This window comes from Herbaspirillum sp. (assembly GCF_017744395.1).
GTDB lineage: Bacteria > Pseudomonadota > Gammaproteobacteria > Burkholderiales > Burkholderiaceae_D > Herbaspirillum.
This window is the reverse complement of record NZ_JAGIBI010000006.1, coordinates 56753-70338: the sequence shown is the minus strand read 5'-3', so window position 1 is coordinate 70338 and position 13586 is coordinate 56753. Positions and strand designations below refer to the sequence as shown.

The 13586-nt window shown below is 62.4% G+C and carries 13 protein-coding genes; all 13 read left to right on the top strand.

Annotated elements, in window-relative coordinates; genetic code table 11:
* Positions 1–143: 143 nt before the first annotated feature.
* The 13 genes from J7548_RS15230 (at position 144) to J7548_RS15170 (ending at position 13534) form a co-directional block, all read left to right on the top strand.
* Positions 144–869, top strand: a complete 726-nt coding sequence (locus tag J7548_RS15230) for a YebC/PmpR family DNA-binding transcriptional regulator (protein WP_290975761.1) — start codon at positions 144–146, stop codon at positions 867–869.
* Positions 870–896: 27 nt separating this feature from the next.
* A complete protein-coding gene (gene purD, locus J7548_RS15225; protein WP_290975759.1) occupies positions 897–2165 on the top strand; it encodes a phosphoribosylamine--glycine ligase in 1269 nt (422 codons plus the stop codon).
* Positions 2166–2401: 236 nt separating this feature from the next.
* Positions 2402–3217 (top strand): mechanosensitive ion channel family protein, encoded by an 816-nt coding sequence (locus J7548_RS15220; protein WP_290975757.1) that lies wholly within the window; start codon positions 2402–2404, stop codon positions 3215–3217.
* Positions 3218–3338: 121 nt separating this feature from the next.
* Positions 3339–4259, top strand: a complete 921-nt coding sequence (gene hemF, locus J7548_RS15215; RefSeq protein ID WP_290975755.1) for an oxygen-dependent coproporphyrinogen oxidase — start codon at positions 3339–3341, stop codon at positions 4257–4259.
* The gene (locus tag J7548_RS15210) at positions 4259–4924 is read left to right on the top strand and encodes a nicotinate-nucleotide adenylyltransferase (RefSeq protein ID WP_290975754.1); all 666 of its coding nucleotides are present in this window, start codon (positions 4259–4261) and stop codon (positions 4922–4924) included. Before hemF ends, J7548_RS15210 begins: the two co-directional genes overlap by 1 nt.
* Positions 4925–4927: 3 nt before the next feature.
* Positions 4928–5668, top strand: a complete 741-nt coding sequence (gene rsfS, locus J7548_RS15205; protein ID WP_290975752.1) for a ribosome silencing factor — start codon at positions 4928–4930, stop codon at positions 5666–5668.
* A gap of 11 nt (positions 5669–5679) precedes the next feature.
* Positions 5680–6150: a 23S rRNA (pseudouridine(1915)-N(3))-methyltransferase RlmH gene (rlmH, locus tag J7548_RS15200; protein WP_141911836.1), complete on the top strand. Its 471-nt coding sequence runs from the start codon at positions 5680–5682 to the stop codon at positions 6148–6150.
* Between the two features lie 68 nt (positions 6151–6218).
* Complete coding sequence (locus tag J7548_RS15195; protein WP_290975748.1) at positions 6219–6833, top strand: Maf family protein; 615 nt, start codon at positions 6219–6221, stop codon at positions 6831–6833.
* On the top strand, positions 6830–8293 hold the full coding sequence (gene rng / locus J7548_RS15190; RefSeq protein ID WP_290975746.1) for a ribonuclease G: 1464 nt from the start codon (positions 6830–6832) through the stop codon (positions 8291–8293). The genes J7548_RS15195 and rng overlap by 4 nt, the downstream gene beginning before the upstream one ends.
* Positions 8294–8424: 131 nt before the next feature.
* The gene (locus J7548_RS15185; RefSeq protein WP_290975744.1) at positions 8425–9654 is read left to right on the top strand and encodes an O-antigen ligase family protein; all 1230 of its coding nucleotides are present in this window, start codon (positions 8425–8427) and stop codon (positions 9652–9654) included.
* A 46-nt stretch (positions 9655–9700) separates the two neighbouring features.
* Complete coding sequence (gene msbA, locus J7548_RS15180; protein ID WP_290975742.1) at positions 9701–11437, top strand: lipid A export permease/ATP-binding protein MsbA; 1737 nt, start codon at positions 9701–9703, stop codon at positions 11435–11437.
* 13 nt (positions 11438–11450) lie between these two features.
* Complete coding sequence (locus tag J7548_RS15175; protein WP_290975740.1) at positions 11451–12551, top strand: glycosyltransferase family 9 protein; 1101 nt, start codon at positions 11451–11453, stop codon at positions 12549–12551.
* On the top strand, positions 12548–13534 hold the full coding sequence (locus J7548_RS15170) for a glycosyltransferase (protein WP_290975737.1): 987 nt from the start codon (positions 12548–12550) through the stop codon (positions 13532–13534). The genes J7548_RS15175 and J7548_RS15170 overlap by 4 nt, the downstream gene beginning before the upstream one ends.
* The last annotated feature ends 52 nt before the right edge of the window (positions 13535–13586 follow it).

Genomic DNA, 13586 nt, shown 5'->3' with positions numbered 1-13586 from the left:
GTCTGGAGGCTTTCAGGGCAAAAATCGGGGCATGCCGATATGGTAAAATTCTGGCCCGATTATAGTCAGAACCCGCCCCGGAAATGTTCCCTGCATGGGCGCAGATGCGTTCTGGCATTACTTATCTCGCAAGAAAGACCAACATGGCTGGACACAGCAAATGGGCCAATATCCAACACCGTAAAGGCCGCCAGGACGAAAAGCGCGGCCGTATCTGGACCCGACTGATCAAGGAAATCACCGTGGCCGCCCGCATGGGCGGCGGCGACCCGGATGCCAATCCGCGCCTGCGCCTGGCGGTGGACCGCGCCTCCGACGCCAACATGCCCAAGGACAACGTGACCCGCGCCATCCAGCGCGGCACCGGCGCCCTGGACGGCGTCAACTACGAGGAAGTGCGCTACGAGGGCTACGGTATCAACGGCGCGGCCATCATCGTCGATTGCATGACCGACAACCGTGTGCGCACCGTGGCAGAAGTGCGCCACGCCTTCTCCAAGTTCGGCGGCAACATGGGCACCGAAGGCTCGGTGGCCTTCCTGTTCAAGCATTGCGGCCAGTTGATGTACGCCCCCGGCACCGACGAGAGCGCCGTGATGGAAGCGGCGCTGGAAGCCGGCGCCGAAGACGTGGTCACCGACGAGGAAGGCGGCATCGAAGTGCTGACCGCCCCCAACGACTTCTCCGCCGTCAAGGCCGCGATGGAAGCCGCCGGCTTCAAGGCCGAAGTGGCTGAAATCACCATGAAGCCGTCGACCGAGACCGTGTTCTCCGGCGAAGACGGCGTCAAGATGCAGAAATTGCTGGACGCGCTGGAGAACCTGGACGATACCCAGGAGCTCTATACCAACGCTGTCATTGAAGAATAATCCGCCACACTCAATAAGCGAATCCACATGAAAATCCTCGTCGTCGGCTCCGGTGGCCGTGAACACGCCCTGGCCTGGGCCATTGCCAAGTCGCCGCGCATCCAGACCGTCTACGTCGCCCCCGGCAACGGCGGCACCGCGCTGGACGAACGCCTGCAAAACATCGCCATCACCGATCCGGCCGCGCTGGCCGATTTCGTGGAACAGGAAGGCGTCGCGCTGACCGTGGTCGGCCCGGAAGCTCCGCTGGCGGCCGGCATCGTCAACGTGTTCCGCTCGCGCGGCCTGAAGATCTTCGGCCCCACCAAGGAAGCAGCCCAGCTGGAAAGCTCGAAGGACTTCGCCAAGGCCTTCATGAAGCGCCACGCGATCCCGACCGCCGAATACCAGACCTTCTCGGACGTCAAGGCGGCGCACGACTACATCGCGCAAAAGGGCGCGCCGATCGTGATCAAGGCCGACGGCCTGGCCGCCGGCAAGGGCGTGGTGGTCGCCATGACGCTGGAAGAGGCGCATTCGGCGGTGGACATGATGCTGTCCGACAACAAGCTGGGCGACGCCGGCGCGCGCGTGGTGATCGAGGAATTCCTGGCCGGCGAGGAAGCTTCCTTCATCGTCATGGTGGACGGCAAGAACATCCTGCCGCTGGCCACCAGCCAGGACCACAAGCGCCTGCAGGACAACGACCAGGGCCCCAACACCGGCGGCATGGGCGCCTACTCGCCCGCCCCCATCGTCACCCCGGCGCTGCATGCGCGCGTGATGCGCGAGATCATCATCCCGACCGTGCAGGGCATGGCCAAGGACGGCATCCCGTTCTCCGGCTTCCTGTACGCCGGCCTGATGATCGACGACGAAGGCAACCCGAAAACGCTGGAATTCAACTGCCGCATGGGCGACCCGGAAACCCAGCCGATCATGGCGCGCCTGAAGACCGACCTGCTGACGGTGTTCGAGCATGCCGTCTCCGGCACGCTGGACAAGGTCGAACTGGAATGGGACCGCCGTACCGCGCTGGGCGTGGTGATGGCCGCCTACAACTATCCCGACACCCCTCGCAGCGGCGACCTGATCACCGACATCCCTGCCGAAACGCCGGATTGCGTGACCTTCCACGCCGGCACCACCCTGACCGGCGACCGCCTGACCACCTCGGGCGGCCGCGTGCTGTGCGTGGTGGGCCTGGGCGACAGCGTCAAGGTTGCCCAGAAGCATGCCTATGCGGCGGCCGACCTGATCCACTTCGAAGGCTCGCAGATGCGCCGCGACATCGGCTGGCGCGCGCTGAAACGCTGAAAGCATTGAGTTTGCCGGCCTGACCGGCGTAATGAACATTCCCCCGCAAGACATGCCGTTTTGCGGGGGAATCTTCTTTTTGGCCCGCCGTATCGCATAAAATCGCTGTTGTACTGCAACAAACGCGCATCGCGACGGACTAAGCAGCTTGCGCAGGCCATCCTGCCATTGCCATTACGGCAAGCACCGGAACGGCCGGCCTCCTCCCAAGACCAAAAACAAGGAAAGCACAGAGCATGCAACAACATCTCCTCAATCTCGACACGCTGATCAACCTCTACCTGGTGCCTTTCGGCCTGAAGGTCATCGCCGCCATCGCCATCTGGGTCATCGGCGGCATGGTCGTCAACACCCTGGCGAAGGTCGTGCGGCGCATCCTCACCGCCCGCCAGTTCGAAGCGACGCTGGTCAACTACGCGGTCTCGGCCACCCATGTGATCCTGCGCATCCTGCTGGTGATGGGCATCCTGGAAGTGTGCGGCATCCCCACCACCTCGTTCGCCGCCATGATCGGCGCGGTCGGCGTGGCGCTGGGCGTGGCCTGGTCGGGCCTGCTGGCCAACTTCGCGGCCGGCATCTTCCTGGTGGTGCTGCGCCCGTTCAAGGTCGGCGACTACATCACCGCCGCCGGCCAGACCGGCACCGTGGCCGATATCGGGCTGGTGACCACCATCATCACCACCGACAACAACCTGCGCGTGATCATCGGCAACAACAAGCTGTTCTCCGAAAACATCATCAACTACAACGTCAACGCCACCCGCCGCACCGACCTGCGTTGCCAGATTGCCTATGGCGTCGACCCGCAGGAGGCCATCGCGCGCCTGATGGAGCGCATCCAGGCCATCCCCAACGTGCTGGAGACGCCGGCGCCGTCCGTCGTGATCCTGGAGTTCAACGCCACCGGCACGCTGCTGGCGCTGCGCATCCATGCGCCCACGCCCAGCTTCGGCCAGGTCTACAACGATGTGCAGAACGCCGTCGCCGAGGTCTGCATCAAGCAAGGCTGGCCGGCGCCGGCGACCTACCAGGTCACGGTGCCGCAGGCTTGAGCCTGATCAGTCAAAACCAGCCCGGCCAAGGCCGGGCTTTTCTTTTGCTGGCCCCGGCGAAGGCCCGGCAAGGTACAATCTCGGGGTTTAGAACTCATTACGTGCCCCAGAGCGACACGCCGTGACCACCTCCCCCAACGCACAAAGCGCTACCTCCTCCGTCAAGGCCTACCTGCAGGATTTGCAACACCGCATCGTCACCGCCCTCGAACAGGCGGACGGCAAGCCTTTCCTTTCCGATTCCTGGCAACGTCCGGAAGGCGGCGGCGGCACCTCGCGCCTGCTGGAAGAAGGCAATGTGCTGGAACGTGGCGGGGTGGGCTTTTCGCACGTGATGGGCAAGAACCTGCCGCCAACGGCTGCGGCCAACCGCCCGCACATCGCCGGGCGTGACTGGGAGGCGATGGGCGTGTCGCTGGTGCTGCATCCGCGCAACCCGTACATCCCGACGGTGCACATGAACGTGCGCTTCTTCACTACCCACGCCGAGGGCGAGGAACCGGTCTGGTGGTTCGGCGGCGGCATGGACCTGACGCCCTATTACGGCTTCGCCGAAGACGCCGCGCATTTCCACCGCACCTGCCGCGACGCCCTGCAACCCTTCGGCGCCGACCTGTATCCGCGCTTCAAGAAGTGGTGCGACGAGTATTTCTACCTGAAACACCGCAAGGAACCGCGCGGCGTGGGCGGCATCTTCTTCGACGACTTCAACGCCCTGCCCTTCGAGCAGGCCTTCGCCATGCAGCGCAGCGTGGGCGACGCCTTCCTGGACGCCTACCTGCCCATCCTGCAGGCGCGCCGCGACATACCCTACGGCGAGCGCGAACGCGACTTCCAGGCCTATCGCCGCGGCCGCTATGTGGAGTTCAACCTGGTGTTCGACCGCGGCACGCTGTTCGGCCTGCAGTCGGGCGGGCGCACCGAATCGATTCTGATGTCGATGCCGCCGCTGGTGAAATGGCGCTACGACTGGCACCCTGAACCCGGCAGCGCCGAGGCGCGGCTGTACTCGGACTTCCTGGTGCACAAGGAATGGCTGTAATGGCCGGGCAAACCGCAGGACGATGCGTCGCCGTGCTGGGCGGCAGCTTCGATCCGGTGCATAACGGCCATGTCCTGCTGGCCGAGCATTTCGTGCAACTGCTGCGGCCGGACGAGCTGCGCGTGATTCCCACCGGCAACCCCTGGCAGAAGCATGGCTTGCAGGCCTCTCCCGCCGACCGGGTGGAAATGGTGCGGCGCGCGTTCGATACGCAGCAGGTGCCGGTGGTGATCGACGAGCAGGAGATCCGCCGCGCCAGCGCCACCTACACCATCGACACCCTGCGCGCGCTGCGCGCGGAGCTTGGCCCCGATGTTTCCATCGTTTTCCTGATGGGGGCCGACCAGTTGCTGCACCTGGATACCTGGCAGCACTGGAAGGAATTATTCGATTACGCGCATTTATGCGCCGCTTCGCGCCCGGGCTTCGCCCTGGCCGAAGCCCATGTGCCGCCGGCGGTGATGGCAGAGTTCCAACATCGCCGCGGCGCCCCGCAAGACATCCGCAGCACCGCGCACGGATACGGCTACCTGGCCTCCGGGCTGGCGGTCGACATCTCGTCGACCGAAATCCGTGCACAGCTGCAACAAGGCCTGCGCCCCGATTCGCTGATACCGGCGGGGGTGCTAGACTATATCCAACAACAACATCTGTACCAAAGCTAATCAATGGACATCAAAAAACTGCAAACCCTGGTCGTGGACGCCCTGGAAGACGTGAAAGCGCAAGAAATCCGCATCTTCGACACCACCCACCTGACCAGCCTGTTCGACCGCGTGGCGGTCGCCTCCGGTACCTCGAACCGCCAGACCAAGGCGCTCGCCTCGTCGGTGCGCGACAAGGTCAAGGCCAAGGGCGGCAACGTGGTCAGCATCGAAGGCGAAGACACCGGCGAATGGGTGCTGGTCGACCTGGGCGACATGATCGTCCACATCATGCAGCCGGCCATCCGCGCCTATTACCGCCTGGAAGAGATCTGGGGCGACAAGGAAGTCAAGCTGGGCGCGGCCAAGCGCACCGGCACCTCGGCCGCCGCCAAGCGTATCGCGGCCGAAGCAGGCGACGCGCCGGCGCCCAAGCTGCGCCGCACCAAGGCCCAGGCTGAAGCCGTCGAAGCCAGCCAGGCGCTGGACGACGACGATGAGCCGAAGAAGCCCGCCCGCAAGCCGCGCGCGACCACCGCCGCTGCTGGCGCCACGGCCAAGCGCACTACCGGTACGGCTACACGCACTACCCGTACCACCGGCACCAAGGCCACCGCACCCAAGACCACCACTACCCGCAGCACCACCGCCAAGGCCGGCAGCAAGACCGCCGCGCCCAAGACGCCGGCCGGCAAGACCGTGCGCGTGGCCGCAGCCAAGAGCGCAACCGCCAAGAAGCCTGCCGCCAAGCGCGCCAAGGCTTAAACCGCACCGCGATGCAGTTGATCATCGCGGCCGTCGGCCACAAGATGCCGGCGTGGATCGAAACCGGCTTTCAGGAATATGCCAAGCGCATGCCGCCTGAATGCCGGATCCTGTTGAAGGAAATCAAACCCGTCGAACGCTCCGGCAGCCGCACGGCCGAAACCGTGATGGCGCAGGAGCGCGAAAAGATCGAAGCGGCGCTGCCCAAGGGCGCGCGCGTGATCGCCCTCGACGAGCGCGGCCGCGACTGGACCTCGGTGCAACTGTCTCAGCAGTTGGTACAGTGGCAGCAGGACGGCCGCGACGTGGCCTTCGTCATCGGCGGCGCCGACGGGCTCGATCCCGGCTTCAAGGCCGGCGCCGACACGCTGATACGCATTTCCAGCATGACCCTGCCGCATGGCATGGTGCGGGTGATGCTGGCTGAACAACTGTACCGGGCGTGGTCGATTACCCAGAACCATCCGTATCACCGCGCCTGATGTCTACAACCATTGCCGTTTGCGGCAAGAGCTGCGAATGGCGGCTTCTGACATGTATGTATGGCTGAATGAAACCTGCGGACAAAAAAATCTACCTGGCCTCTAAGAGCCCGCGCCGCCGCGAGCTGTTGCGCCAGATCGGCATCGATTTCGAATTGCTGCTCTCGGAGAAGGAAGTCGATGAAAGCGTGCTGACCAACGAGAGCCCGGAGGACTATGTCGCCCGCGTCACCCGCGACAAGCTCAACAGCGCGCAGCACACCATGATCCTGCGCCAGTTGCCGCACCGTCCGATCCTCGCGGCCGACACCACGGTGGTCATCGACGGCCTGATCCTGGGCAAGCCGGCCGACCACGCCGAAGCGGTGCAGATGATCACCCGCCTGTCCGGCCGCACCCACCAGGTGCTGACCAGCATCGCGGTGGGGCTGACCATGGGCGTGGAAACCGATATCTGGCAAATCACCCAGCAGTCCGACGTCAGCTTCGCCGAACTCGGCAGCGAAGCGATCGAGGCCTACTGCCGCACGCTCGAACCCTACGACAAGGCCGGCGCCTACGGCATCCAGGGGCTGGCATCGATGTTCATCTCCAATATCGTCGGCAGCCATTCCGGTATCATGGGCCTGCCGCTGTTCGAGACGGCGCAACTATTACAAAAAGCGGGCGTTCGTATCCTATGAGCGAAGACATTCTGATCAACATCACCCCGCAGGAGACGCGCGTGGCGCTGATCCTGCAGGGCGCCGTGCAGGAACTGCACATCGAACGCACGCTCTCGCGCGGCCTGGCTGGCAATATCTACCTGGGCAAGGTGGTGCGCGTGCTGCCCGGCATGCAATCGGCCTTCATCGACATCGGCCTGGAACGCGCCGCCTTCCTGCACGTGGCCGACATCTGGGAAGCGCGCCCGCACGACGGCCAGAACGCCCCTGCCATCCCGATCGAGAAACTGCTGCACGACGGCCAGACCGTGACCGTGCAGGTCATCAAGGACCCGATCGGCACCAAGGGCGCGCGGCTGTCCACGCAGATATCGATCGCCGGCCGCATGCTGGTCTACCTGCCGCAGGACAAGCACATCGGCATCTCCCAGCGCATCGAGAACGAAGCCGAGCGCGAACTGCTGCGCAGCAAGGTGCAGGCGCTGCTGCCGCCGGAAGAAAAAGGCGGCTTCATCATCCGCACCATGGCCGAGGACGCCTCGGACTCCGACCTGCAAATGGACGTCGAGTACCTGCGCAAGACCTGGGCCACCATCGTCAAGCAAAGCAAGACCAATCCGGCGCCAGCGCTGCTGCACCAGGACCTGTCCCTGGCCCAGCGCGTGCTGCGCGACTTCGTCAACGACGACACCGCGACCATCCAGGTCGACTCGCGCGAGAACTTCCGCATGCTGCAAGAGTTCGGCGCGCTCTATACGCCGTCGGTACTGACCAAGCTCACGCACTACCGCGGCGAACGGCCGCTGTTCGATTTGTACGGCGTGGAAGAAGAAATCGAACGCGCGCTGGGCAGGCGCGTGGACCTGAAGTCGGGCGGCTACCTGATCGTCGACCAGACCGAGGCGATGACCACCATCGACGTCAACACCGGCAGCTTCGTCAACGGCCGCAACTTCGACGACACCATCTTCAAGACCAACCTGGAAGCGGCCCACGCCATCGCCCGCCAACTGCGCCTGCGCAACCTGGGCGGCATCATCATCCTCGATTTCATCGACATGGAAAGCCTGGAGCACCGCACCGCGGTGCTGGCCGAACTGGGCAAGGCATTGCAGCGCGACCGCACCAAGATCTCGGTCTCGGGCTTCTCGACGCTGGGCCTGGTGGAAATGACCCGCAAGCGCACCCGCGAATCGCTGGCTCACATCCTGTGCGAGACCTGCCCCGCCTGCAAGGGCCGCGGCCAGGTCAAGACCGCGCGCACGGTGTGCTACGAAATCCTGCGCGAAGTGATGCGCGAAGCCAAGCAGTTCAATCCGAAGGAATTCCGCATCCTGGCTTCACAAGTGGTGGTCGATATGTTCCTGGAGGAGGAATCGCAGCATCTGGCGATGCTGGGGGATTTCATCGGCAAGCCGATTTCGTTGCAGGTGCAGAGTGATTATCAGCAGGAGCAGTACGACATTATTCTGATGTGACCCCCCATAGACAGGCTCCTGCCGCGCGATACCGGGGGCCAAGCATAGCCCCATGCATTAGAATGCTGGGTTTCCTCAATTTACAGATAGAAGAGACGGCCCATCAGGCCCAGCTCTCCTGACGACCACCCATGTCCCTCTATACATCCCTGGCGATCCTACTATTCTCGGCGCTCGCTTTGGTCGTACCCAGCGGGTTCTCCCTGGGCGCCGTGATGCTCCTGGCCGGTTCCGTTTATCTAATAAAACGCTCCGCCAGACGATTCAGCTTGGGCACGGAAGACAAGATACTGATCCTGGTCTTCGCTCTCTATTTTGTGGTCAATAGTGCAATCAACCTGATGCATCACGCCCCCGGCGCCGAATACGATCCACCTTCGCGCTTCCTGCTTGCCATTCCGGCACTGTTGCTGTTGCTGGCCTATCCTCCGCGACCGGCCGCCTTCTGGGCAGGACTGGCCGTTGGCGGCATCGGTGCGGTGCTGCTAAGCATTTGGCAGTTGAAGATCCTCCATCTCGACCGGCCGGGCGGAAGCACCAATCCGATTCAATACGGCAACATTGCGATGGTTCTGGCCATCACCTGCGCATGCGGCATTTCCTGGGCAAAAAACCAACGCCGCGCAGGAGTCTGGATCTTGTTGCTGATAGTGGGCGCCGCAAGCGGGTTGGCAGCATCGTTCATCAGCGGCAGCCGGGGGAGCTGGATTGCCGCTCCGGTATGCGTATTGCCGGCCTTGATCATGCTGATCAGGGATGGCAACGGCGCCATGGTTCGCAACCTTATCGCCGCGGGCGTGGTCGTCATCGCCGCGTTGTGGATGATTCCGCAAACCGGCATCAAGAACCGGATCGAACAGGCAGTTACCGAAGGGCAGGCTTACGCCCAAAAGAACGACACAAAAACTGCCGACACGTCGGTTGGCGCCCGTCTGGAAATGTGGCGTGTCGGCGTGTTGATCGCTCCGGAACGTTTGGCGCTCGGATGGGGCAAGGAAGGCATGATGAAACGCAAGGCTGAACTCGTGGAGCAAGGCCTGGCCGCGCCGATCGTGCTGGAGCACACCCACCTACACAACGAATATCTGGATGCGCTTGTCAAACGCGGCATCCCTGGCTTGCTGGTTTTGTTGATCCTGTACGGCACGCCGCTGGCACTGTTCGCCCGCCATTTGCGCGACGGCCCGCAAGAGCGCAGGTACGCGCTGGCCGGCCTCATGCTGATGCTGAGCTATATCGCCTTCGGCCTGACACAAGCGTTCATGACGCATAACAATGGCGTCATGATCCTGGCGTTCATGACGGCCGCGCTATGGGCGCAAATGCGCACGGCGCAGGCCGGTACGGCATCTGCCTCCTGAATCCACTCCCATTAGACCGCTCAATCGCAGCAAGCGAGGAACAAGGATGTTGCCTTCCAACATGAAACGTCTAGCCGCCCTGCACTGGCCTTACAGGGGGCGGCTGGCTTTGGCCTTTATCGGGATGATCGTCACGGCCGCCACGGAGCCCGTGGTGCCCTATATCTTCCAGGTTTTACTGGACAAGGGATTTGTCGGGAAGCCGGCATTCTCGCTGTGGCTGGTGCCTGCCGCTGTCATCGGCATTTTCTTCATCCGCGGCATCGCCACTTTTACCAGTTCGTACATGATGACCTGGGTCTCGACCCGTATCCTCAACGAATTACGGCGCCAGATGTTTTCTCGCATGCTGGATCTGCCGATACATTTCTACGCTACCAACACCGTAGGCAAGGTTATCAACTCCATGATGTTCGAGGTGCAGCAGATCATCGACATGGTGACCAAGGTATTTACCTCCATCGTCCGCTCCGCCTTGACAGTAGTAGGCCTGCTGGCCTGGCTGCTGTACCTGAACTGGGCGCTGACCATCGTCACGCTGGTGCTGCTGCCCCTGGTGACCATTGTCGTGCGCAGTACCGGCAAACGCCTGAAGAAACTCAACCGCGACTCGCTGGCGGTCAATGCCGAGCTGACCCAAGTCATTGAGGAAACCACCCGCGCCCAGCAAGTCATCAAGATCTTCGGTGGCCAGAACTACGAGAAAAGCCGCTTCCATGAGCGCGCTGAGAACCTGCGCCGCTACACCATGCGCATGACGGCGGCATTTTCGTCCACCGTGCCAATCACGCAACTGATGACGGCCTGCGCGGTGGCCATCGTCATCGTGATGGCGCTGGTGCAGTCGGGCAATGGGCAAATCACTGTCGGCGGCTTTGTTTCCTTCATCACCGCCATGCTCATGCTGCTCACCCCGCTCAAGCAACTGGCCGAGGTCAACGGACCGTTGCAACGCGGCATGGCGGCAGCTGAAGAAGTCTACAAGCTGATCGACAAGGATATCGAACGCAGCAATGGCGAAGCCCTGGAAACGCGTGCCCAGGGCTATCTTGATTTCGTGGATGTCGGCTTCGCCTATCCTGGCCAGGAACAGCCGGCACTGCAAGGCATCAACCTGAACGTGCAGGCCGGAGAGACCATCGCTTTCGTCGGCATGTCGGGCGGCGGCAAATCGACCCTGGTTGGCCTGATCCCCGGTTTTTACTCCGCCTCGCAGGGGGAGATACTGCTGGACGGCCGCCCCATCGAATCGATTTCGCTGCTCAGCCTGCGTCGCCAGATCGCCATGGTCAGCCAGAATACCGTACTGTTCGACGATACCCTGGCCGCCAACATCGCCTATGGCGAACACGCGCCGGACCCGGCACGCATCGCCGCCGCAGTGGAAGCCGCGCACCTCTCCGATGTCGTGCAGGGCTTGCCCGAAGGGCTGCAGACGCGCATCGGCGACAACGGATCGCGCCTGTCGGGCGGACAGCGCCAGCGTGTGGCGATCGCCCGTGCGATCTACAAGGACGCCCCCATCCTCATCCTGGACGAAGCCACCTCTGCGCTGGACACCGAATCCGAACGTGCTGTTCAAGCCGCTCTGGATCGCCTGATGCAGGGCCGCACCACCTTTGTGATCGCACACCGCCTGTCCACCATCGAACGCGCTGACCGCATCGTCGTGCTGGCGCACGGCCGGATCGCCGAGATCGGCAACCATCAGGCGCTGCTGGCTAAGGAAGGCGTCTACGCCAACCTGTACCGCCTGCAGTTCTCCCAACAAAAACAAGCCTGACCAGCGAACCGGAATGCAAACCACACTGATCCCAGCGGACCTGCTGAAAAAATCGGACAAGGTCCTCTTCATCGCCCACCTGGCGCTGGGCGACTTCACCTATCTACAGAATTTCTTCAAGGCCTTTGCCGAGCAGAATCCGCAACTGAAAGTCCACTTGTGGGTGGATGAAGTCCGGCGCACCGACGACGCCGCGCAATGGCCGCACCTGAAAAAGTACTCGCTGTACGACTGGACCGCGGCCTGCCCCTTCTTCGCCAAGGTCTACAACCAGACCTACAGCCCGGCGCTGTACCGCGAATCAATAGAAGAAGCGCGCCGCGAGAACTATCCCATCGTGGTATCGCTGGCCACGCTCCGTCCGCACCTGTATGCCGGACTGGCACGCAAGATCAGCCCTGACGGACTGGTGATAGGCATGACCAGGAAGGTCCGGTTCTTCGAGCCGCACCACCTGCTGGCCTACCACAAGCTGGATGCGGCCATGCCGCCCTACCGCGCGGCCGGGCCGGAGCACCATATCAGCGATGTCTATGCGCACTGGTTCCGCCAACTGAGCGGACTTGAGGTAGATGCGCAGGCGCGCTTTCCTTTCGTTGACATTCCGCAGCAATGGCGGCAGTACGCCGAAAAACGGCTGGCGGAATGGCGCTTCGCCCCGCGTCCCGGCAAGCTGGTATTCATCAATCCCTATGCCAAGACCAAAAAACGCTGCTGGCCGCTGGAGCATGTGGCCGAACTGATCCGAGCCATGCAAAAGCGCGCCGGATGGCAAGATGCCTGCTTCATCGTCAATGCCGTGCCGCAGGAACTGGCGAACGCGCACGAAGTCATCGGCCGCTATGGCCTGCCGCGTACCGAACTGTTCAGCGCGGAAGAAAACTTCTTCCAACTACCGGCCATCCTGGAACGCTGCGACCTGATCGTCTCTGTGGAAACCGCCGTGATGCACCTCGCCAATGCCGTGCATGTCCCCGTCGTCGCCCTGATGCGCCAGAAAAATCCCGAATGGGTGCCGATCGACCGCGCCAACAGCACGGTCATCACAGCCCCGCACCGCCGCGACTGGGTCAAAGCGGTCTCCGTCGAACATGTATTGGAAGCGATCCGATGAAGGTTCCAACAACACAAGAAATCATGGCCCAGCCCGAAAACGGCAAGCCTTCGTTCCACATTGCGTTCTGCGTGGACAATAATTATTTCCGCGCCATGGGCGGCACCATCGCCTCCATCATCGCCAACAATCCGGGACAGCACTTCACTTTCCATGTACTGGCCTTCGAAGTATCCAACGACCACCAGCGGCGCCTGAAGCAGTTGGAACAGATGTACCGCGTCAAGACCGAACTGCATCTGCTGGACCTTGCTTCTTTTACCCAGTTCTCGCATTTCCTCGGTCATTCGCATTATTCGCTGTCGATCTTCACGCGCCTGGTGATTCCCACCGTGCTGCGCGGCGTAACCGGCCGAGTGCTCTACCTGGATGCGGACATCCTGTGCTTCAACAAGATGGACGAGATGATCGACATGGACATCTCCGGCGATATCGCCGTGGTGGTACCGGATGCGCCCGTCACACTGCAACGCCGCGTCGCCGCGTTGGGACTTTCTCATAACGAATACTTCAACGGCGGCGTATTCCTCATCAATATCGAGAAATGGCTGGCGGAAGACATCACGGCCAAGACGCTGGACACGCTGCTGACCAGCAAGACCGACATGCGCTTCAACGATCAGGACGCCTTGAACATCGTGCTCAACGGCCGTGCCCGTTACGTCTCGCCCAAGTGGAACTACCTGTATGACCTCATCCATGACCTGAACGTCAACAAGTTTGCGCTCAAGCCGGTCGGCAAAGCGGTTTTCGTTCATTTTGCCGGCGCGGTGAAACCCTGGGCCGCCTGGAGCCGCCACCAGGCCTGCGACCTGTTCCGCAACTATCTCGATATCTCGCCGTGGGCCGATATGCCGCTGGACACGGAACCGCGCAACACCAAGGAACTGCGCATGCACTCACGCTTCATGTACCGCCAGGGGCGTCCGCTGGAAAGCCTGCGCTGGTATCTGCGCTACCTGGGAAAACGCTCCAAAAAATAATCCTGGCCTCCAAAAGCGAAGCGGGAACCTCCTCACCGGAGATTCCCGCACG

What these genes read in the sequence shown, in the direction of transcription:
- rsfS (WP_290975752.1), top strand. Translation starts at nt 4,928, where the DNA reads ATGGACATCAAAAAACTGCAAACCCTGGTCGTGGACGCCCTGGAAGAC.
- J7548_RS15220 (WP_290975757.1), top strand. Translation starts at nt 2,402, where the DNA reads ATGCAACAACATCTCCTCAATCTCGACACGCTGATCAACCTCTACCTG.
- purD (WP_290975759.1), top strand. Translation starts at nt 897, where the DNA reads ATGAAAATCCTCGTCGTCGGCTCCGGTGGCCGTGAACACGCCCTGGCC.
- J7548_RS15175 (WP_290975740.1), top strand. Translation starts at nt 11,451, where the DNA reads ATGCAAACCACACTGATCCCAGCGGACCTGCTGAAAAAATCGGACAAG.
- J7548_RS15210 (WP_290975754.1), top strand. Translation starts at nt 4,259, where the DNA reads ATGGCCGGGCAAACCGCAGGACGATGCGTCGCCGTGCTGGGCGGCAGC.
- rng (WP_290975746.1), top strand. Translation starts at nt 6,830, where the DNA reads ATGAGCGAAGACATTCTGATCAACATCACCCCGCAGGAGACGCGCGTG.
- J7548_RS15170 (WP_290975737.1), top strand. Translation starts at nt 12,548, where the DNA reads ATGAAGGTTCCAACAACACAAGAAATCATGGCCCAGCCCGAAAACGGC.
- msbA (WP_290975742.1), top strand. Translation starts at nt 9,701, where the DNA reads ATGTTGCCTTCCAACATGAAACGTCTAGCCGCCCTGCACTGGCCTTAC.
- J7548_RS15230 (WP_290975761.1), top strand. Translation starts at nt 144, where the DNA reads ATGGCTGGACACAGCAAATGGGCCAATATCCAACACCGTAAAGGCCGC.
- J7548_RS15185 (WP_290975744.1), top strand. Translation starts at nt 8,425, where the DNA reads ATGTCCCTCTATACATCCCTGGCGATCCTACTATTCTCGGCGCTCGCT.
- rlmH (WP_141911836.1), top strand. Translation starts at nt 5,680, where the DNA reads ATGCAGTTGATCATCGCGGCCGTCGGCCACAAGATGCCGGCGTGGATC.
- J7548_RS15195 (WP_290975748.1), top strand. Translation starts at nt 6,219, where the DNA reads ATGAAACCTGCGGACAAAAAAATCTACCTGGCCTCTAAGAGCCCGCGC.